The sequence below is a fragment of the Streptomyces sp. 11x1 genome (genome assembly GCF_032598905.1).
Taxonomy (GTDB): Bacteria; Actinomycetota; Actinomycetes; order Streptomycetales; family Streptomycetaceae; genus Streptomyces.
On record NZ_CP122458.1, the window covers coordinates 3514199 to 3534300 of the forward strand.

The following is a 20102-nucleotide window of genomic DNA, read 5'->3' on the forward strand; positions in this document are numbered from 1 at the left end:
GCTCGGAGTACACGTAGGCGCCACAGCCCGGGGAGGAGGGCTGTGGCGCCGGTGTGTTTCTCGGGGCGGGGTGGGGGCCCGGGTCGGTGCTCCCCGCCTCAAGGGCACGATGTCCCGCTTCTAGGAGAGGGTGTTCCGCCTCTGGCGCCCGCCCGCGATGACCTCCGCCGCCGCCCTGCCGCAGACCCTCGCCGCGCCGTGAGTGGCGATGTGGAGGACGGCTCGGGGCGGGGACTGGGGGACGCCCATCTCGACCACGATGGTGTCGGGGCGGGTGGTGAGGAGGATGTCCAGGGCGGCGGTCATCCAGGGGTGGCGGTGTTCGTCGCGGACGACGGCGACGATCCGACGGGTGCCCGCGACCGCCAGGGCCGAGGCACCGGCGCTGTCGCCGGCGAAGGTGCCCGTCTCGGTGCCGGGGAGGAGGCGGGCCAGTTCCGCGCCGACGCCCCAGGGGGTCTCGTCGCCCACGGCGATGTTCGCCACCGGGGTGAAGGCCGCGACGTAGACGGATTGGGTGGGCGGGTCGTAGGGCCCCGCGAACGTCGTCGTCAGGGCGCGACGGGCGGCCACGAGGCCGATGCCCCCGTCGACGCGGTCGGTGCCACCGGCGCGGCTCGTCCGCCCGAGAGGCTCGGGCGACGTGCCGTCGACGCCTTCCGCTTCCGCGGCGGCCTCTCGCGTCCACCGCGCCAGAGCCCGGACCCGGTTCGCCGCGTCCGCCAGGCGCTCCTCGGGCAGCTCGCCGGTGCGGACGGCGGTGACGAGGGCGTCGCGGAGGCGGAGGACGGTCTCCTCGTCGGCGAGGCCGCCACCGACGCAGATGGCGTCGGCACCGGCGGCGAGCGCGAGGACACTGCCGTGTTCGATGCCGTAGGTGCCGGCGATGGCCCGCATCTCCATGCCGTCGGTGACGATGAGGCCGTCGTAGCCCAGCTCGTCGCGGAGGAGGCCGGTGAGGACGGAGCGGGACAACGTTGCCGGAAGGTCGGGGTCCAGGACCGGGACCAGGATGTGGGCGCTCATCATGGCGCGCGACCCGGCGGCGATGGCGGCCCGGAAGGGGGCCAGGTCCCGGGTGTCCACCAGCGAGCGGTCCGCGTCGATGCGGGGCAGCGAGAGATGGGAGTCGACGGCGGTGTCGCCGTGGCCCGGGAAGTGCTTGGTGCAGGCGGCGACGCCCGCGGTCTGCAGGCCGCCGACATAGGCGGCCGTGTGGCGGGCGACCAGGTCGGGGTCGGCGCCGAAGGAGCGGACCCCGATGACGGGGTTGGACGGGTTGGCGTTCACGTCCGCCGACGGGGCCCAGTTGAAGTTGACGCCGCACTCCGCCAGCCGGCGGCCCAGGGCGAAGGCGACCTGCCGGGTGAGGTCGGTGTCGTCGACCGCGCCCAGGGCGTGGTTGCCCGGGAAGGAGGACCCGGTGCGGACCTCCAGGCGGGTGACGTCGCCGCCCTCCTCGTCGATCGCGACCAGGACGTCCTCGTGCTCGGCGCGCAGCTGCGCGGTCAGGGCAGCGAGTTGTCCGGGCGAGACGATGTTGCGGCCGAAGAGACCGACGGAGGCGAGGCCCTCGCCGAGGCGGCGCAGCAGCCAGTCGGGGGCGGTGGTGCCCGTGAAGCCGGGCTGGAGGACCGTCAGGGCGTCCCGGGTGAGCGCATCCTGTCCGGACGGGGAACCGGGGGAGCCGGTGGCGAACGTCGTCGGTGACATCAGGGTTCGTTATCCCTTCACGGCGCCCGCGGTGAGGCCCGCGGCCATCTTGCGCTGGACGAGGAGGAAGAGGACGACGATCGGCACGGCCATCATGGTGGAGCCGGCCATCATCGGGGCGTATTCGGTGCCGTGCTTGGTGGTGAAGTTCCCCAGCCAGACGGTCGCGGTCTGGTTCTGCTGGCTCATCAGCATCAGGGCGTACAGATACTCGTTCCACGCCTGGATGAAGCCGTAGACGGAGGTCGCCACCATGCCCGGGGCGAGCAGCGGGAACACCACGCGGATGAAGGCGGTGGTGCGGGAGCAGCCGTCGACCATGGCCGCCTCCTCCAGTTCGCGCGGGATGTTGACGATGAAGCCGCGCAGCGTCCACACGGTGAACGGGAGGATGAAGGTCAGATAGGTGATGATCAGACCGGTCAGGCGGTCGTACTGCCCGAGGTCGTTCAGGAGCAGGAAGACCGGGATGATCATGGCGACCAGCGGGACCATCTGCACGGCCAGGATGCCGACGATGACGACCTTCCGGCCGCGGAAGGCGAAGCGGGAGATGGCCAGGGCGGCCAGCATGCCGACGACGATGCCGATCACGACCACGGTCAGGGACACGATGAGGCTGCGGCCGACCGGGCCCCAGAAGTCGGCGATGTTCAGCGCCCGGCTGAAGTTGGAGAGGGTCACGGCGGTCGGCAGCAGGCTCGGGTCCGGGTCGATGGCGTCCTTCGCCGGTTTGAACGCCGTGTTCAGCATCCAGTAGACGGGGAAGCCGGCCGTGACGAAGACGCACAGTCCGAGGAGGTTCCAGCCGAGCCTGGACTTCCGGGGGCCGGAGCGGCTCTTCGTGTTCTTCCGGGGACCGGAGACGGTGGCGGTGCTCATTCGACTTCTCCGATCTTCAGCATCTGACGCATGTAGACGCCGATCACGCCGAGCAGCAGTAGCACGGTGAGCAGGGCGATCGCCGAGCCCTGCGCGTAGTCGTTGACCACGAACGCCTTGTCGTACGAGTAGGTCGTGAGCAGTTGGAACTCGGCCTCCGGGTGGCCATTGCGCATCACGAAGACCTGCGGGAAGACGCCCATGTCCCAGATGACGGAGAGGGTCGTGAGCATCACGATGATGGGCTTGAGGATGGGCAGGGTGACGTAGCGGAAGACACCCCAGGCGCCGGCGCCGTCGAGACGGGCGGCCTCCTCCAACTCCTTGGGGACCTGGGTGAGTCCGGCGCTCAGGGTGATGACGACGAACGGCACCGCGCCCCAGACGACCAGGAGCGTGATGACGGCCAGACCCTCGGGTCCACTGGCGAACCAGTTGTGGCCGATCATGTCGACGCCGGGGAGTTTGCTGAGGAGCGCGTTGAAGATGCCGTAGTCGGAGTCGAAGAGCCACTTGAAGACGGTGGTGGCCACGATGATCGGCATGCCCCAACTCGCCACGAGAGCGATGTTGATGAGCGTCTTCACCCAGCCGGAGACCCGCTGGAGCAGCAGGGCGATCGCCATGCCGATGACCATCGTGAAGACGACGCAGGCGGCGGCGAAGACGATGGTCCGGACGACGACCGCCCAGAACTCGCTGTCGCCGAGCACCTTGGCGAAGTTGTCGAAGCCGACCGACTCCGCCGGCTTGAACCCCCAGAGCTGCGACTGGCCGAACTCCTGGAAGGACAGGGTGACGAGCCGGACGAGCGGGTAGCCGAGGACGACGGCGAGGATCAGCAGACAGGGGGCCAGCAGGGCCCAGGGAACGGCGGCCCCGCCGGAAGTCCGCTTCCCGGTCGGCCGTTCCGGCGCCGCCGACGGGGGCGGTGGCCCCCGCCGCACGGGCGGCACCTTCGCTGGGGCGGTCGTGTCTGCGGCACTCATCGCGCACTCCTAAGCAGATGAAGGAGGGGCCGGCAGCAGCGCGCCTCTGAAGGGGCGCGAGGTACTGCGCGACCAGCCACGACGCACCGGCACCGAACCCGACACCCCATCGCGGCACTTTCGTAGATCACCCACCGGTCGAACCGATGTCTTCGACCGGCGCCGACCGATGTCTCCACCGGCCGGCCCGTGCGGCACCCCCGGCCGGGCCCGGCCACCACGGCCAGGCCCGACCGGCAGGTCACCTCACTCGTTGTTGATGACCTTGTCGATCTCGGCGTCGGCGGCCTTCGCGGCCTCCTCGACCGACTTCTTGCCGGTGCCGATGGACTGCAGCATCGTCTGGAGGATCTGCGCCTTCTCGACCTGGCCCCAGCCCGGTGCCATCGGCACGAACCAGTTGGACTCGGCCGCGGTGGCCGGGACCGCCGTCGCCGGGTCGTCCTTCAGCGTGGCGAGGTCGGTCTTGTTGTTGGGCAGGTTGCCCTTCTCCATCAGCCCCTTCTGACCGGCGGGCCCGGTGAAGGCGTTGATCCACTCGGCGGCGACGGTCTGCGCGTCGGACTTCACCGGGACGGCGAGGTCACTGCCGCCGAGGAAGACGGGCAGGTTCTTGCCGGACGGGCCGGGCAGCACGAAGTTCTCGACGTTGCCGGCGAGCTTGCCGGTCTTGTCGTTCTCCTTGGCCGCGGCGGTCGCGCCCTCCCAGGCGGGGGCGAAGATCATGCCGGACTTGCCCTGGCCGTAGACGATGTACCGGTCGGACTCGTCCTTGGTCTTGTCGCCGTGCATGTACGAGTCGACGACCTTCTTGAACTCCTTCAGGCCCTTGAGGGACTCCGGGGAGGAGAGGCTGGCCTTCCACTTGCCGCCGGACTCGACGGCTATGGAGCCGCCGGCGTCGTAGACGAAGGACATGGCCGCGTACCAGTCGCGGGTGGGCTGGTACCAGGGGCTGAACTTGTCGCCCCGCTTCTTCTGGACCTTGTCGAGGGCGGCGGTGAGCTCGTCGTACGTCTTCGGCGGGGACTTGACGCCCGCAGCGGCGAAGACGTCCTTGCGCCAGTTGGCGACGCGGCCACCGGCGTAGTACGGGACGCCGTAGGTCTTGCCCTCGTAGGTGACGGAGGCCTTGAGGCCGTCCAGCCAGGCCCCGGAGTTGTCGAACTTCGCCGGGTCGAGGGGGGCGAAGGCGCCCTTGACCATGTAGGCGAGCATCTCCGTGTTGCCCATCTCGACCACGTCGGGGGCCTTGTCGGTGGCGAGGACGGCGTCGAGCTTGGCGTTCTTGTCGGGCCAGCCGTAGTACTCGTGCGTGATCGTGATGCCGGGGTGCTTCTTCTCGACCGCCGCGTCGGCGGCCTTGACCAGCTCCGGCCAGTTGTTCTGCGCGTCGACCGTGAGCCAGACCGTCAGCTCCTTGGTGTCCGCCCCCGTGTCGGAGCTCTTGTCATCGCCGCCCCCGCACGCCGCGATGGAGACCATCATGCCCGCGATGCAGATCGCGGTCGTCAGCTTCCTCTTCACGCCACCCTCCTCAGGGATGCCATTGCTCAGGGATGCCACAAACCCCCCTGCTCCCCGCGGTGACAGACGTACCGCCCATGGGGCCAGGACCTGGACCAATGGTGTAGACCAGTACGCCGGAGCTTGGCTCAGACCATTCGCCGTGTCAAGAGTGCTCGAACCCCCTCCCACCAGCCGTTATGCGACCTACATATGCAGGAACCTTTATGTAATAAGCCAGCGAAAATCGCGCGACTGAGCCACACTCGTCGGGTAGACCACTGCGCCTCCCTCGGGAGAACCGCCGGAGACCCTTCCGTGGACTAGACCAGCGAGGCCCGCAGAGGTATACAGAGGGATCACGCCACGAGGAGCCGGGAAGGCGGAGCATGAGCACCGACGTCAGCAGTGCGGAGAACGAGAACGGGGCGGCCGTCCGTACCGCACGCGTGCCCAAGTACTACCGCCTGAAGAAGCACCTGCTCGACATGACCGAGACGCTTCCTCCCGGCACCCCGGTACCGCCCGAGCGCACCCTCGCCGCCGAGTTCGACACCTCGCGCACGACCGTGCGCCAGGCGCTGCAGGAGCTGGTGGTCGAGGGGCGGCTGGAGCGCATCCAGGGCAAGGGCACGTTCGTGGCCAAGCCGAAGGTCTCCCAGGCGCTGCAACTCACCTCCTACACCGAGGACATGCGCGCCCAAGGGCTCGAACCCACCTCGCAACTGCTGGACATCGGCTACATCACCGCGGACGACACGCTCGCGGGACAGCTCGACATCACCGCCGGCGGCCGGGTGCTGCGCATCGAGCGGCTGCGCATGGCGAACGGCGAGCCGATGGCGATCGAGACGACCCATCTGAGCGCCAAGCGATTCCCGGCGCTGCGCAGGTCGCTGGTGAAGTACACCTCCCTCTACACCGCGCTCGCCGAGGTCTACGACGTCCATCTCGCCGAGGCCGAGGAGACCATCGAGACCTCGCTGGCCACGCCGCGCGAGGCCGGCCTGCTGGGCACGGACGTCGGTCTGCCGATGCTGATGCTCTCCCGGCACTCGCTGGACAAGGACGGACAGCCGGTGGAGTGGGTGCGCTCGGTCTACCGGGGCGACCGGTACAAGTTCGTGGCCCGCCTCAAGCGGCCGCAGGACTGAGCCCGTTCGGCACCCGGTCCTCCCGGGGCTCCGCCGCTGTCGCACCACTGGTGAACCACCGGCTTGAACACAGAACCTCCGCATCCGATATCCGGACAGGGGGTTCCGTACGACGGAAGCCGTCCCTTACATTTCCTGCGCGTTGCGCAGGGGATCACAGGTGACCCAGTGGTGATCGGCGAGGGGACGGAACCGGGACATGTCAGAAGCGTCTGAAGCGAGGCCACCGGCACCCGAAGCGGGACCACCGACGGTGACACCTGTCAGGGTGGTCATCGCCCTGTGTCTGCTCGCCCCGTTCGTCGCGATGCTCTGGGTCGGCTCGTACGCCAAGACGGACCCGGTGTTCATCGGCATCCCCTTCTTCTACTGGTACCAGATGGCCTGGGTGCTCATCTCCACCGCGCTCACCGCCACGGCGTACGTCCTGTGGCAGCGTGACCAGCGCACCCGGAAATCCGGCGAGTCGCAGCAGTCCCAGCGGTCCCCGGAGTCCCAGGACGGGGGTGTCTCGAAGTGAAGGACGGCGTGAACGGCGTGGCACTCGCCGTCTTCATCTTCTTCTTCCTGGCCGTCACGGTCATGGGCTTCCTGGCCGCGCGCTGGCGCAAGGCCGAGAACGAGCACAGCCTCGACGAATGGGGCCTCGGGGGCCGGTCGTTCGGCACCTGGATCACCTGGTTCCTGCTGGGCGGCGACCTCTACACCGCGTACACCTTCGTCGCTGTGCCGGCGGCGATCTACGCGGCGGGCGCGGCCGGTTTCTTCGCGGTGCCCTACACGATCCTGGTCTATCCGCTGATCTTCACGTTCCTGCCCCGCCTGTGGTCGGTCTCCCACAAGCACGGCTATGTGACGACCTCGGACTTCGTCCGCGGCCGCTTCGGCTCGAAGGGTCTGTCCCTGGCGGTCGCGCTGACCGGCATCCTCGCGACGATGCCGTACATCGCCCTCCAACTCGTCGGCATCCAGGCCGTCCTGGACGTGATGGGCGTCGGCGGCGGTGAGAACACCAACTGGTTCATCAAGGACCTGCCCCTGCTGATCGCGTTCGGTGTCCTGGCGGCCTACACCTACTCCTCCGGCCTCCGGGCGCCCGCGCTGATCGCGTTCGTGAAGGACACCCTGATCTACATCGTCATCGCGGTGGCGATCATCTACATCCCGATCAAGCTCGGCGGCTTCGACGACATCTTCGCCAAGGCGGGCGAGGCCTACAGCCAGACCAACCCGGCGACCGACAAGCCACGCGGCGCGCTCGTCCCGGGCGACGCCAACCAGTGGACGTACGCGACGCTGGCCCTCGGCTCGGCGCTGGCGCTCTTCATGTACCCGCACTCGATCACGGCGACGCTGTCGTCCAAGAGCCGCGAGGTCATCCGCCGCAACACCACGATCCTGCCGCTGTACTCCCTGATGCTGGGCCTGCTGGCGCTGCTGGGCTTCATGGCGATCGCGGCCGGCGTCCAGGTGCAGAACGGCCAGCTGGCGATCCCGCAGCTGTTCGAGACGATGTTCCCGGACTGGTTCGCGGGCGTGGCCTTCGCCGCCATCGGCATCGGCGCGCTGGTGCCCGCGGCGATCATGTCCATCGCGGCGGCGAACCTCTTCACCCGCAACATCTACAAGGACTTCATCAAGCCGGACGCCACGCCCGCGCAGGAGACGAAGGTCTCGAAGCTGGTGTCCCTGCTGGTGAAGGTGGGTGCGCTGGCCTTCGTCCTCACCATGGACAAGACGGTCGCCATCAACTTCCAGCTCCTGGGCGGCATCTGGATCCTCCAGACCTTCCCGGCCCTGGTCGGCGGTCTCTTCACTCGCTGGTTCCACCGCTGGGCCCTCATCGCCGGCTGGGCGGTCGGCATGCTGTACGGGACGATCGCCGCGTACGGCGTGGCCTCCCCGACCCAGAAGCACTTCGGCGGCTCGTCCGCCGAGATCCCCGGCATCGGCGAGATCGGCTACATCGGTCTGACGGCGTTCGTCCTCAACGTCGTGGTCACGGTGGTCCTCACCTTCGTCCTGCGCGCCGCGAAGGCCCCCGAGGGCATCGACGAGACCCGCCCGCAGGACTACACGGCAGACGCCGGCGACCCGGGAGTCCAGGTGGAACTCCCCCCGGCGACGGCGGGAACGAGCCACTAGCCGGGCTGCGCCCCTGAGGAAAAGCAGGGGCGCAGCCCCGCTTTTCCTCAGGGGCGCGGGGAACTGCGCGACCAGCCCCCACCGGACGGACGTGTGGGGGTCAAAGGGGGCGCAGCCCCTTGAGGACGGGAAGGGTAAGGGCGGCGGGGGCGAGACACCCCCGCTACGCTGGGACGGTGACCGCGCGCCCCCCGATCGTCCTGGACAGCGACCCCGGCATCGACGACGCCGTAGCCCTCCAGTACCTCCTGGGAACAGACCTCTGGGACCTCAAGGCGTACACCTCGGCAGGCGGCAACCTCCCCGCCGAGGCGACGTACGCCAACGCCCGCGCCCTCGCCCGAGCCCTACGCATCGACACCCACGTCCCGGTCCACAGAGGCGTCGGCCGCCCCCTCTCCCGCCTCCCCTACCGCGAGGCCTCCGCCTTCCACGGCCCCGCCGGCCTGGGCGACGAAACCCTCCCCGACTCCACGGCACCGCACCCCACGGAGTCGTCCGCCCAGGCCCTGCTCCGCCTGTCGAGGGAGTACGAGGGCGAGCTGACGGTGTGCGCCACCGGCCCCCTCACCAACGTGGCCATCGCCCTGCTGGAGGACCCGCACTTCGCCCACCGCGTCCGCAAGTTCGTGTTCATGGGCGGCGCCGCGCAGGTCCCGGGCAACTTCACGCCGGTCGCCGAGTTCAACATCTGGGCCGACCCGGACGCCGCCGAGATCGTGCTCTCCTCGGGCATCCCGTTCACCATGGTCGACCTGGACGCCTCGCACCGCTGGCTGTTCCGCCCGGAGGACCTCGCCGCGCTGGAGGCCGCGGGCCCCGGCACGGCCCTCGCCGCCCGGCTGATGCGCACCTACATGGCCGCCTACACCCGCCACGGCGGAGACGGCACCTGCCCGCTGCACGATCCGCTGGCCGTCGGCGTCTGCGGCGACGAGGCGTTCGTCGAGGCCGCGGACGGGGCCGTCGTCGTGGAGTGCGCGAGCGAACTCACGCGTGGCCAGACGGTGTTCGTGCCGACCGCCGCCCGGCGTGTCCACTACTCCGAGTCCCCCGCGCTGACGGCCCGCCTGCGGGCCACCGGCCGGGTCGCCCTGGGACCGGGCACCCGTGACTTCACCGCGGACTTCGTGACGACGTTGCCCCGGTGGCCGGCGACGGCCTGACACGACCTGCACGATCCGATCATCCGACCGGCGGCGCTCCCTGTGGACAACCGCCGACCCGCGAGGCCGTCCCTCGTGCAGACTGCGACGCATGGACATCACGATCAGGACGGCGGCCCCTGACGAGTACGCCGCCCTCGGCGAGATCATCGCCCAGGCCTACCTGGGCGACGGGTTGCTGGACTTCCGGGAGAGCGACCGGTACCTCGACGAGCTGCGGGACGTGGCGAAGCGGGCCGCCGAGGCCGACGTGCTCGTGGCGGTCGCGGACGGGAGGGTCATGGGCGGAGTGACCTTCGTCCCCACGAGCGGCCCCATGGCCGACATCGCCCGTGCGGGAGAGGCCGAGATACGGATGCTCGCGGTATCCCCGGAAGCCCGCGGGCGCGGTGCCGGCGAGGCGCTCGTGCGGGCCTGTGTGGAGCGCGCCCGCGCCGTGGAGGGCTGTGTGCGCCTCGTGCTGTCGACCCAACGCGGCATGCACGCGGCCCACCGCATCTACGAACGCCTGGGCTTCACCCGCACACCGGAGCGCGACTGGAAACCCCTGCCCGACCTCCTCGACGTCACCCTGATCACCTACGAGTTGACGCTCTGACACCCCCCGAAACCGAAGGCGACACAACATATGGGGGTGACACCGCGCCCCGGCACTAGATGTATGCTCATGCTCGCTGTCGCCGCAGGGGAATCCGGTGTGAATCCGGAACTGTCCCGCAACGGTGTACGGGCGCGCGCACATCACCAAGCGCGCACGCCTGTTCAGTCCGAACACCTGCCGACAGTGCGCCCGACCGTCCGGTCCGGGTGCCCTGACGTCCGGGCCTCGTGGAATGGGCCGGTGGACGCGACGCCCCCGTGCGCTCGTGTGCTGCCGCCTGCCCTCCGCAGGGCCCTCAGCCGAGCGAGGGAGAGCCCCACGTGACCATCGCGCCAGCCGATCCGGTGTCGGACATCGCCGCGGCCGAGCCGGTTCCAGCCGACCCGTCGGTGGAGTCCGACGGTCCCGGTGCCGCGTTGCTGCGGACCCTGACCGAGCTGACCGCCGACCTCCCCGACGCCGACCCCGGCCGGGTCGCCGCCGCCGCGCTGCGCGGCCGGTCGGTGCGTGTCTCTGCCGCCGAGATGGTCGCGGAGCTGCGGGAGCTGGCCACCGAGGCGGCCGCGGGCCTCATCGCCGAGGACCCCGCCTACTCGAAGCTGGCGGCCCGGCTGCTGGCCATCAGCATCCGTGCCGAGGCGGCCTCGCAGGGTGTCACGACGTTCACCGAGTCCATCGCCGTGGGCCACCGGGAGGGCCTCGTCGCCGACCGTACGGCCGAGTTCGTCCGCGACCACGCCGAGCGTCTCGACGCCCTGATCGACCCGGCCGGAGACGACCGCTTCGGCTACTTCGGTCTGCGCACCCTGCACAGCCGCTATCTGCTCCGGCACCCGCTCACCCGCAAGGTCGTCGAGACACCCCAGCACTTCATGCTGCGGGTCGCCGCCGGTCTCGCCGAGGACACGGGAGCCGATCAGGAGGCGGGCCACCGCGCCCTGGACGAAGTCGCCGCGCTCTACGGGCTCATGAGCCGCCTCGACTACCTCCCCTCCTCGCCCACGCTCTTCAACTCCGGCACGCGACACCCCCAGATGTCGTCCTGCTACCTCCTCGACTCCCCGCTGGACGAGCTGGACTCCATCTACGACCGCTACCACCAGGTGGCCCGCCTCTCGAAGCACGCCGGCGGCATCGGCCTGTCGTACTCCCGCGTCCGCTCGCGCGGTTCGCTGATCCGGGGCACCAACGGACACTCCAACGGCATCGTGCCGTTCCTGAAGACGCTGGACGCCTCGGTCGCCGCCGTGAACCAGGGCGGCCGACGCAAGGGTGCGGCCGCGGTCTACCTGGAGACCTGGCACTCCGACATCGAGGAGTTCCTGGAGCTGCGCGACAACACAGGCGAGGACGCCCGGCGTACGCACAACCTGAACCTGGCGCACTGGATCCCGGACGAGTTCATGCGCCGGGTGAACGCCGACGAGCAGTGGTCGCTGTTCTCCCCGTCCGACGTACCCGAGCTGGTCGACCTGTGGGGCGAGGAGTTCGAGGCCGCGTACCGCAAGGCGGAGGCGGACGGCCTGGCGAAGAAGACCATCGCGGCCCGTGACCTGTACGGCCGCATGATGCGCACCCTCGCGCAGACCGGCAACGGCTGGATGACCTTCAAGGACGCTGCCAACCGCACGGCGAACCAGACGGCCGAGCCGGGCCACGTCGTCCACTCCTCCAACCTCTGCACGGAGATCCTGGAGGTCACGAACGACGGGGAGACGGCGGTCTGCAACCTGGGCTCGGTGAACCTGGGCGCGTTCGTCGACCCGGCGGCGGGCGACATGGACTGGGCACGGCTGGACGCGACCGTCCGGACCGCCGTCACCTTCCTCGACCGTGTGGTCGACATCAACTTCTACCCGACCGAGCAGGCGGGCCGCTCCAACGCGAAGTGGCGTCCGGTCGGACTCGGCGCGATGGGCCTGCAGGACGTCTTCTTCCGGCTGCGTCTGCCCTTCGACTCCGCCGAGGCGAAGGCCCTGTCGACGCGGATCGCCGAGCGCGTCATGCTCGCCGCGTACGAGGCCTCCGCCGACCTCGCCGAGCGGTCCGGCCGGCTGCCGGCCTGGGAGAAGACCCGTACGGCGCGCGGCGTGCTGCACCCCGACCACTACGGTGTCGAGACCACCTGGCCGGAGCGGTGGGCGGCCCTGCGTGAGCGCGTCGCGAGGACGGGCCTGCGCAACTCCCTGCTCCTCGCCATCGCGCCGACGGCCACGATCGCCTCGATCGCCGGTGTGTACGAGTGCATCGAGCCGCAGGTGTCCAACCTGTTCAAGCGCGAGACGCTGTCCGGTGAGTTCCTCCAGGTCAACTCGTATCTGGTGAAGGACCTGAAGGAGCTGGGCGTCTGGGACGCCCGCACCCGTGAGGCGCTGCGCGAGTCGAACGGCTCGGTGCAGGACTTCGCGTGGATCCCGGCCGACGTACGGGCGCTGTACCGCACGGCCTGGGAGATCCCGCAGCGCGGTCTGATCGACATGGCCGCCGCCCGCACCCCGTATCTGGACCAGTCCCAGTCGCTCAACCTGTTCCTGGAGACACCGACCATCGGCAAACTCTCCTCGATGTACGCGTACGCCTGGAAGTCGGGCCTGAAAACCACGTACTACCTGCGCTCCCGCCCGGCGACCCGCATCGCCCGCGCCGCACAGGGCCAGGGCGGCCAGACGCAGACGTCGAACCGGCCGGAGAACACCATCCCCGTCCAGCAGTCGGCCGATCCGGATGCCGTCGCCTGCTCCCTTGAGAACCCCGAGTCCTGCGAGGCCTGCCAGTAATGTCCAGCAACCAGAATCTCCTCGACCCCGGCTTCGAGCTGACTCTCCGCCCGATGCGCTACCCGGACTTCTACGAGCGCTACCGGGACGCGATCAAGAACACCTGGACCGTCGAGGAGGTCGACCTCCACTCGGACGTCGCCGACCTCGCGAAGCTCTCCCCCGCCGAGCAGCACCTCATCGGCCGACTGGTCGCGTTCTTCGCGACGGGCGACTCGATCGTGGCGAACAACCTCGTGCTGACCCTCTACAAGCACATCAACTCCCCCGAGGCGCGGCTCTATCTGAGCCGCCAGCTCTTCGAGGAGGCCGTGCACGTCCAGTTCTATCTGACGCTGCTGGACACTTACCTCCCCGACCCGGAGGACCGGGCGGCGGCGTTCGCGGCGGTGGAGAACATCCCCTCCATCCGGGAGAAGGCGGAGTTCTGCTTCCGGTGGATGGACTCGGTCGAGAAGCTGGACCGGCTGGAGTCCCAGGCGGACCGCCGCCGCTTCCTGCTCAACTTGATCTGCTTCGCGGCGTGCATCGAGGGACTGTTCTTCTACGGCGCCTTCGCGTACGTCTACTGGTTCCGCAGCCGGGGTCTGCTGCACGGTCTGGCCACTGGCACCAACTGGGTGTTCCGCGACGAGACGATGCACATGTCCTTCGCCTTCGAGGTGGTGGACACCGTCCGCAAGGAGGAGCCGGAGCTCTTCGACGACGCGCTCCAGCAACAGGTCACGGACATGCTGAGGGAAGCGGTCGAGGCCGAGCTGCAGTTCGGGCGCGACCTGTGCGGTGACGGACTGCCGGGCATGAACACCGAGTCGATGCGGCAGTACCTGGAGTGCGTGGCCGACCAGCGTCTCACGCGCCTCGGCTTCGCCCCGGTGTACGGCTCGGAGAACCCCTTCTCCTTCATGGAGTTGCAGGGCGTCCAGGAGCTGACCAACTTCTTCGAGCGGCGTCCGTCCGCGTACCAGGTCGCGGTGGAGGGCACCGTCGACCTGGACGAGGACTTCTGAGCCGGGCTGCTTCGAGGTGATGGCGTCCCCGGCCGACGTGACCTGCGCGGTCGTCGTCGTGCCGGGGAGGTGCCGGAGGGGTCGCCGCCTCGGGTGGTGCGGCCGTGGCCATGGGGCGCCGCATGCTTGACGACGGCGATCAGGCGGGGCGGGCGACGCGGTGCGACGGCGCCGCCTGCCTCTCCTGCGTTGCCCGCCGTTCCTGCGCCGCCCGTTGAAGCTGGCGGTCGATGCGCCGGTCGTGCACGACGCCGACGATCGCGGGCAGCACCACCAGGGCGAGCATCCCGAGGACGGCCAGTGTTCCGATGAGTCCTTGCAGCTGTGTCGCATCCATGGACACCACTGTCGCGCCGAACACTCCTGACAAACAGTGGCAGGACTGCCGCACCCCCTCGAATTCCTGCCACTTCCGAGGCACACTGGCAGCATGCTGAAGAACGTGGCCGCCATCCTCATGGAGGGCGTGCACCCCTTCGAACTGGGAGTCGTGTGCGAGGTCTTCGGCCTCGACCGCAGCGACGAGGGCCTGCCGGTGTACGACTTCGCGGTCGCGTCGGCGGAGGGCCCGATCCTGCGGACGCACGCGGGCTTCACCATCTCCACCCCGTACGGCCTGGACCGGCTCGAAGAGGCCGACCTGGTGGTCGTGCCGGCGGGCGACAGCTACGTGCACCGGATCTACCCGGCCGACCTGCTCGACGCGCTGCGCCGGGCCGTCGACCGGGGCGCCCGGGTGCTGAGCGTGTGCTCGGGCGTCTTCGTGCTCGGCGCGGCCGGACTGCTGGACGGCCGGCCGTGCACGGTCCACTGGCGGCACGCCGAGGAACTGTCCCGGCAGTATCCGCGCGCGATGGTCGAGCCGGACGTGCTGTACGTCGACGCGGACCCGGTGATCACCTCGGCGGGCACGGCGGCCGGTATCGACGCCTGTCTGCACATCGTCCGCAAGGAGCACGGGACGGAGGTGGCGAACAAGATCGCCCGGCGGATGGTGGTGCCACCGCATCGCGACGGCGGCCAGGCCCAGTACATCGAGCGGCCGCTGCCGCGCTCGCAGTGCGACACGGTCGGCGAGGTGCTCGTATGGATGGAGCAGCACCTCGACGAGGAGGTCACCGTCGAGCAGCTCGCCGCCCGCGCGCACATGTCCCCGCGCACGTTCGCCCGCCGCTTCCAGCAGGAGACCGGGACCACCCCGTACCGCTGGATCCTGCGCCAACGGGTGCTGCTGGCCCAGCGGTTGCTGGAGGCGACGGACGAGACGGTGGACGCCATCGCCTGGCGCACCGGCTTCGGCACCGCCGCCGCCCTGCGTCATCAGTTCGTCCGGTCGCTGAACACGACCCCGCAGGCCTACCGCCGGACGTTCCGGGGCCCGGAGGCCGCCTGAGGGCAGGGCGAGTCGGCTCAGTCGTTGGCGACCACGGGGTAGCGGGGCTCGTTCTCGGCCATCTGCCGCAGGGCGTCCTTGCGGTCGCGCTTGGAGAGCCGGTCGATGTAGAGGTAGCCGTACAGGTGGTCGGTCTCGTGCTGGAGGCAGCGCGCGAAGTAGCCGGTGCCGCGCACCTTGATCGGGTTGCCCTTCTCGTCCTGCCCGGTGACCTCGGCGTAGTCGGGACGGGCGAGCGGCATGTAGGCCGTCGGCACGGACAGGCAGCCCTCGTTGCTGTCGTCCAACCGGCGCTTCTCGGCCGGGAGTTCGACCAGCTTCGGGTTGCAGATGACTCCGGTGTGACGCTTGCCCTCGTCATCGGGGCAGTCGTACACGAAGACCTTCAGATCGACACCGACCTGGTTCGCGGCCAGGCCCACGCCCTCCGCCGTGCGCTGGCTGGCGAACATGTCGTCCACCAGCTTGGCCAGCTCGTCGCCGAACTCCGTGACGTCCTTGCACTCCTTGTGCAGCACCGGGTTCCCGACCACGGTGATCGGCAACGACGTGCCACGCTCGCGGTACGCCTGCTCGCGCTCCTCGCAGTCCTCCGTGTCGATGACGAACCCCTCGTCATCGACGGGGAGCACGCCCACGTGCTGCTGATCGGTGTCCTGCTGGGCCATGACAGACGTACGCCTTCCTCAAAACAACAAGCGATGAAGTTGCTGATACAGGGTACGGGGACCGCGCCCCGTCTTTTGGGGGCGCGGGGAACTGCGCGAGAAGCCCCACCGAACCCGCGGCCGAAATCGAACCGCACGCCCCCTAACAAACCTCTTCCAGATCCCGCCAGTCACGAGAATCCGGGCTGTCGGCCACCCACCCGTCCAGCAACCCCCGAACCAGCGAAGCCGGCGCAGCCACCCCGCACTCCCGCTCCGGCGCCCACAACTGCCCGTCCGTCACATGTCCCAGCGGCCCGGGATGCCCCGGCTCGCTGTGATCGTGCGGATCGAGATGCTCCCCGTTGCCCTCGTCGGACGGCATCCGTGACTCGGAGCACAGCCGGCACAGCAACCGCACCGACGACGACCAGTCCTCCGCCGCGAACCCCGCGTCCGCCGCGAGCCGCTCCAGCGCGTCCCGGTCCGCCTCGGTCGCGGCCTCCAGCAGCACCACCCAGGTCGGCACGGGGGACGGCGCCCACAACTCGATCTCGTCGAACACCGGATACGCGTGCCCCGCGGCCGTGGTCCGCTCACCGTGCGGCACACCGTCGTGCAGGACGACCTCGCCCCAGCGCCGCCCGGACGACGGCAACGGGATGGAGAGCACCTCGATCCGGGCGGGGTCGAGCCGCCGTCCCCACACGACCTCGGCCTCGCCCTCGGGCGAGAGCCGTACGGCCGCGCTGCCGAGGTCCATGCCCACCGGCTCCCCGGAATCGCCGGGTCCGCCACCGGGCTTCGGCCGGGCCGCGCCTCCGGGCACCCGCAGCCCGTACGCCTGCCACGCCCTACGGGCCAGCGGCCAGTCCTGGAGGGCGGTCGCGGCGATGCCCACGTTCCACCAGTCGGGCGCGCCGGTCTCCCGGTCGAGCAGTGCGACGGCCCGCAGTCCGGCCGCTCTCGCCTGTTCCCAGTCGTGCCGGAACTTGTGCAGGAGGGCGAGGTTGAACCAGGACTCGGACAGCCACGGCTCCAGGTCCGCGGCACGTGTCAAAAGCGCCCCCGCGTCCTCGTACCGACCGTCGCCGATCAGCGTGAACGCACGATCGGTGGCCTGCCGCCAGGAGGCGGAGGGCCGATGCCGTCCCTTGCCGAAGATCCTCACGATTCCCGCCTGCCAGTTACGGTTCCCGCCTGCCAGTTCCGTCGGAGTGGGCTGGCCGTCGCCCCCGGTACACCCTCTCCCTCGCATCCAACCACGACCGGATGGAGGGGCGCTCATTACCCATGGGTTACCCCACCGCGGGCAAGGTCAGACAGTCTCTCGACAGTACCCGCGCGAGCGACTCCACCACTTCCGGGTGATAGTCCCGGGCCGTGCCCAGCCGCAATTCCTCCAGCGCCCGGAGCGGCCCTTCCGGCCCTGCTTCCCGGACCTTCTCCTCGTATGCGTTCACGGCCCGCACGATGCGCGCGCCCACCGGCTGCTCACGGTACGGATCCGCCTGGCGCTCCACCACCACGGCGACCTCGGCGTCCACCCCGGTCTGCCGCACGACGGCGCCGCCCAGCAGCGCGATCCGGCGCTGCTCGGCCACCGGGAGCCCGGCGGTGGCTCCGGCCGGTACGGGGTCGACGAGGCTCAGCTGGCCGATGTCGTGCATCAGGGCGGCGAACTCGACGACGGTCAGCTGGGACTCGCCGAGTCCCAGCTCACGGCCCACCTCGCGGCTCAGCAGGGCCACCCTCCGCGCGTGCCCGGCAGGGGTGTACCCGGCGATCTCCGTGGCGCGGGCCAGGGAGGCGATGGTCTGCCGGTAGGTGGTCCGGACGTGGGCGTACCGCCGCGACGACAGTTGGGTGAGGAGCAGCGGCAGCGAGAACACCGGCAGCGCCCACAGCCCGACGACACCGGTCGCGAGGGCCATGACGGCCCCCGTCGCGCACACCGCCGACCCTGCTCCGGGCAGCGTCCGCAGTTCGTCCCTCAGCAGCGGGCCGTACGGCCACCGGGTCCGTGCGTGTGCCATGGCCGCCGCGAGCACGGCGTCGCACAGCGCGGTCAGGACGAGCAGCGCGACGAGGAGCAGGGCGTGGGAGGGGCCGCTCCACTCCGCGAGCAGGCCCCGGTGGTGCAGCGACTGGAAGCAGAGGGCGGCGAAGGCGACGGCGAGGACGCGACGGGTGAGGTGGTCGACGGTCGATCCGCACCCCTTGGCCACATGGGGCACGCACCCCGGCAGCGCGGCCGCGACGACGACGGCGACGACCTGGAGCACCCCGTGCCCCGTCGGCCGCCCGCCGTTCTCCCCCAGCAGCGCGTAGGCCAGCACCCCGGCCGCCCCGAGCGGCGCCACATCACGCCCCTCCGGCCCACGCCACCGCGACAGCTCCCCCACGCTCACCAGCACCCCGAACGCGAGGGCGACACCGGGATCGTCGAGGCCGTGCCAGAGGGTGTGGCCGAGGGCCAGGACAGCGAGCAGCCCGGCGAGACAGCGCAGACCGCCGAGCAGGGTCACGGCACGCGCCCCTCATCGCCACCACGCGCCCCACTTCCGCGCCCGAGCCCGGCCTCGCGCCGCTCCGGGCCCGTCCCCGGCTCGCCCCGCATCCCGCCGGACGGGATGTTCGCGCCGGGTGGGACGTTCCCGCTGGGGTCGGCCGTGACGGTCGGGGCCCAGCCGTGGCGGGCGAGGGCGCGGGTCAGTGCCGTCACCATGACGGGGTCGAACTGGGCACCCGCGCATCGCCGCAGCTCGGCGAGGGCGGCGTCGACGGGGCGTGCCCGGCGGTACGAGCGGGTGGAGGTCATGGCGTCGAAGGCATCGGCGACCGCGACGACCCGGGCGAACTCCGGGATCTGGCCGCCGACCAGTCCGTAGGGGTACCCGCTGCCGTCCAGCCGCTCGTGATGGTGCAGCACCGCCGCCCGGGCCTCCCCGAGGAAGGAGATCCCGCGCACCATCTCGTGGCCGTACTCGGGATGCAGTTCGACGATCCGCCGCTCCTCGGGCGTCAGCGGACCGTCCTTGCGCAGCAACCGGGTGGGCACCCCGAGCTTCCCCACGTCGTGCAGGATCCCGGCGAACCGGAGGACCTCGGCCCGTTCGTCGGCCATGCCCAGTTCGCGCGCTATCAGCAGGGACGCCTGCCCGGCCCGCTCACTGTGCCCGCGCGTGTAGCCGTCCTTGATGTCGACGGCCTGGACGAGCGCGCGGACGGTCGCCCGGTGCGCCGCCCGCTCCCGGTGGTACTGCGCGAACACCCAGCAGGACACGTACATCGGCAGCAGCACGAGCAGCGCGGCGACGAACCCGTGCGGGCTGCGCCAGAGCACGGCCATCATCAGCCCGGCGAGCCCGTGCACGACGACGGGCGCCAGCGACCTCCAGAAGAGCCCCCGCCAGGCGACGCGCGCCGGTACCCGCTCGGCGAGCGCCAGGATCCCGCCGTCGAGCAGCGTGAGCACCGCGCAGAACACCACGGCCGAGGCCCCGGCGGGCAGCAGCGCGTACGGGAAGTCGGGGCCGGCAACCGCGACCCGGCCGCCGAGCGCCGCGTGCGTGTGCGACGCGGCCCCCACCGCGAGCACCAGCCGGCCCGCCCGCCAGATCCGGCGCAGCGCCCGCGGCCGCTGTTCGACCCGGGAGAGCAAGGCCCCCGGCACGGCCACGAGCGCGGCGGCGGGCACCGGCAGCAGAAAGGCCCCGGCGAGGAGGACGGGGAAGAAGGTGCCCATGCCCTTGGGGGCACGGTGGCCCATGAAGGGGCAGCGGGTGATCTGCTCGCAGGCGGCGTACAGCGCGGCGAGCAGGGCCACCGCCCGCCACGGGACGTGGCCGCCCGGCAGGGGCGCGAGACAGACCAGGGCCCCGAGGACGACACAGGCGACGTACACACGTGCCCATGCCGTCACCGACCCCATGGCACCCTCCCGAGTTCAGGCTCCGGAGCCTAGGACGGGCCGGAACGGGAGGGGGCGGCTACGAGTGAATCCCTCGCGCCACGACGGCCGGATTAACCCCTTCGAGTGAAGCGCCGCTCCCGCGCCGACGGCCCCGATCGACGGCACCGCCGTACCTCTTCGCCGTCTCGGTCCGAGGCACCGCC

The 20102-nt window shown here is 70.4% G+C and carries 17 protein-coding genes and 1 riboswitch; of the genes, 8 read left to right on the plus strand and 9 right to left on the minus strand.

What is annotated here, in order from left to right:
* Positions 1-120 precede the first annotated feature (120 nt).
* The 4 genes from P8T65_RS15125 to P8T65_RS15140 form a co-directional block, all read right to left on the minus strand.
* Positions 121-1713, minus strand: a complete 1593-nt coding sequence (locus P8T65_RS15125; protein WP_316725905.1) for a glycoside hydrolase family 3 protein — start codon at positions 1711-1713, stop codon at positions 121-123.
* A 9-nt stretch (positions 1714-1722) separates the two neighbouring features.
* Positions 1723-2595 carry a carbohydrate ABC transporter permease gene (locus P8T65_RS15130; protein WP_184899265.1) on the minus strand — a complete coding sequence of 291 codons (873 nt, stop codon included), beginning with the start codon at positions 2593-2595 and terminating at the stop codon, positions 1723-1725.
* Positions 2592-3584, minus strand: coding sequence for a sugar ABC transporter permease (locus tag P8T65_RS15135; RefSeq protein ID WP_316725906.1), 993 nt, complete (start codon positions 3582-3584; stop codon positions 2592-2594). The genes P8T65_RS15130 and P8T65_RS15135 overlap by 4 nt, the downstream gene beginning before the upstream one ends.
* A gap of 246 nt (positions 3585-3830) precedes the next feature.
* Positions 3831-5111: an extracellular solute-binding protein gene (locus tag P8T65_RS15140; protein ID WP_316725907.1), complete on the minus strand. Its 1281-nt coding sequence runs from the start codon at positions 5109-5111 to the stop codon at positions 3831-3833.
* Between the two features lie 368 nt (positions 5112-5479).
* Here P8T65_RS15140 and P8T65_RS15145 point away from each other — a divergent pair, with 368 nt between their 5' ends.
* From P8T65_RS15145 to P8T65_RS15175, 7 genes are all read left to right on the plus strand, one after another.
* Positions 5480-6244, plus strand: a complete 765-nt coding sequence (locus P8T65_RS15145) for a GntR family transcriptional regulator (protein ID WP_184899259.1) — start codon at positions 5480-5482, stop codon at positions 6242-6244.
* 199 nt (positions 6245-6443) lie between these two features.
* On the plus strand, positions 6444-6764 hold the full coding sequence (locus tag P8T65_RS15150) for a DUF3311 domain-containing protein (protein WP_316725908.1): 321 nt from the start codon (positions 6444-6446) through the stop codon (positions 6762-6764).
* Positions 6761-8389: a monocarboxylate uptake permease MctP gene (gene mctP / locus P8T65_RS15155; RefSeq protein ID WP_184899255.1), complete on the plus strand. Its 1629-nt coding sequence runs from the start codon at positions 6761-6763 to the stop codon at positions 8387-8389. The genes P8T65_RS15150 and mctP overlap by 4 nt, the downstream gene beginning before the upstream one ends.
* A 176-nt stretch (positions 8390-8565) precedes the next feature.
* A complete protein-coding gene (locus tag P8T65_RS15160; RefSeq protein ID WP_316725909.1) occupies positions 8566-9555 on the plus strand; it encodes a nucleoside hydrolase in 990 nt (329 codons plus the stop codon).
* Between the two features lie 91 nt (positions 9556-9646).
* Positions 9647-10153 carry a GNAT family N-acetyltransferase gene (locus P8T65_RS15165; RefSeq protein WP_316725910.1) on the plus strand — a complete coding sequence of 169 codons (507 nt, stop codon included), beginning with the start codon at positions 9647-9649 and terminating at the stop codon, positions 10151-10153.
* Positions 10154-10241: 88 nt separating this feature from the next.
* A riboswitch (cobalamin riboswitch) is annotated at positions 10242-10331 on the plus strand.
* Positions 10332-10476: 145 nt separating this feature from the next.
* Entirely contained in the window at positions 10477-12933 is a 2457-nt protein-coding gene (locus P8T65_RS15170; protein WP_316725911.1) for a ribonucleoside-diphosphate reductase subunit alpha, read from the plus strand.
* Positions 12933-13943, plus strand: a complete 1011-nt coding sequence (locus P8T65_RS15175) for a ribonucleotide-diphosphate reductase subunit beta (protein WP_316725912.1) — start codon at positions 12933-12935, stop codon at positions 13941-13943. Before P8T65_RS15170 ends, P8T65_RS15175 begins: the two co-directional genes overlap by 1 nt.
* A gap of 139 nt (positions 13944-14082) precedes the next feature.
* Here the strand turns inward: P8T65_RS15175 and P8T65_RS15180 are convergent, their stop codons facing one another.
* The gene (locus P8T65_RS15180; protein WP_316725913.1) at positions 14083-14280 is read right to left on the minus strand and encodes a hypothetical protein; all 198 of its coding nucleotides are present in this window, start codon (positions 14278-14280) and stop codon (positions 14083-14085) included.
* Positions 14281-14373: 93 nt separating this feature from the next.
* On the opposite strand from P8T65_RS15180, the gene P8T65_RS15185 reads away from it, so the two are divergent.
* Positions 14374-15336 carry a helix-turn-helix domain-containing protein gene (locus tag P8T65_RS15185; RefSeq protein ID WP_316725914.1) on the plus strand — a complete coding sequence of 321 codons (963 nt, stop codon included), beginning with the start codon at positions 14374-14376 and terminating at the stop codon, positions 15334-15336.
* A gap of 17 nt (positions 15337-15353) precedes the next feature.
* On the opposite strand, the gene def is transcribed toward P8T65_RS15185, so the two are convergent.
* The 4 genes from def to P8T65_RS15205 form a co-directional block, all read right to left on the minus strand.
* Positions 15354-16004, minus strand: coding sequence for a peptide deformylase (gene def / locus P8T65_RS15190; protein ID WP_215448915.1), 651 nt, complete (start codon positions 16002-16004; stop codon positions 15354-15356).
* Positions 16005-16146: 142 nt separating this feature from the next.
* Entirely contained in the window at positions 16147-17154 is a 1008-nt protein-coding gene (locus P8T65_RS15195) for a hypothetical protein (RefSeq protein WP_184899242.1), read from the minus strand.
* Between the two features lie 127 nt (positions 17155-17281).
* The gene (locus tag P8T65_RS15200) at positions 17282-18511 is read right to left on the minus strand and encodes an HD-GYP domain-containing protein (protein WP_399098965.1); all 1230 of its coding nucleotides are present in this window, start codon (positions 18509-18511) and stop codon (positions 17282-17284) included.
* Complete coding sequence (locus tag P8T65_RS15205; RefSeq protein ID WP_316725915.1) at positions 18508-19917, minus strand: HD-GYP domain-containing protein; 1410 nt, start codon at positions 19915-19917, stop codon at positions 18508-18510. The genes P8T65_RS15200 and P8T65_RS15205 overlap by 4 nt, the downstream gene beginning before the upstream one ends.
* Positions 19918-20102 lie beyond the last annotated feature (185 nt).

Coding starts and splice junctions, on each gene's coding strand:
- P8T65_RS15205 (WP_316725915.1), bottom strand. CDS start 19,917: ATGGGGTCGGTGACGGCATGGGCACGTGTGTACGTCGCCTGTGTCGTC.
- P8T65_RS15165 (WP_316725910.1), top strand. CDS start 9,647: ATGGACATCACGATCAGGACGGCGGCCCCTGACGAGTACGCCGCCCTC.
- P8T65_RS15180 (WP_316725913.1), bottom strand. CDS start 14,280: ATGGATGCGACACAGCTGCAAGGACTCATCGGAACACTGGCCGTCCTC.
- P8T65_RS15125 (WP_316725905.1), bottom strand. CDS start 1,713: ATGTCACCGACGACGTTCGCCACCGGCTCCCCCGGTTCCCCGTCCGGA.
- P8T65_RS15130 (WP_184899265.1), bottom strand. CDS start 2,595: ATGAGCACCGCCACCGTCTCCGGTCCCCGGAAGAACACGAAGAGCCGC.
- P8T65_RS15175 (WP_316725912.1), top strand. CDS start 12,933: ATGTCCAGCAACCAGAATCTCCTCGACCCCGGCTTCGAGCTGACTCTC.
- P8T65_RS15135 (WP_316725906.1), bottom strand. CDS start 3,584: ATGAGTGCCGCAGACACGACCGCCCCAGCGAAGGTGCCGCCCGTGCGG.
- P8T65_RS15145 (WP_184899259.1), top strand. CDS start 5,480: ATGAGCACCGACGTCAGCAGTGCGGAGAACGAGAACGGGGCGGCCGTC.
- P8T65_RS15150 (WP_316725908.1), top strand. CDS start 6,444: ATGTCAGAAGCGTCTGAAGCGAGGCCACCGGCACCCGAAGCGGGACCA.
- def (WP_215448915.1), bottom strand. CDS start 16,004: ATGGCCCAGCAGGACACCGATCAGCAGCACGTGGGCGTGCTCCCCGTC.
- P8T65_RS15185 (WP_316725914.1), top strand. CDS start 14,374: ATGCTGAAGAACGTGGCCGCCATCCTCATGGAGGGCGTGCACCCCTTC.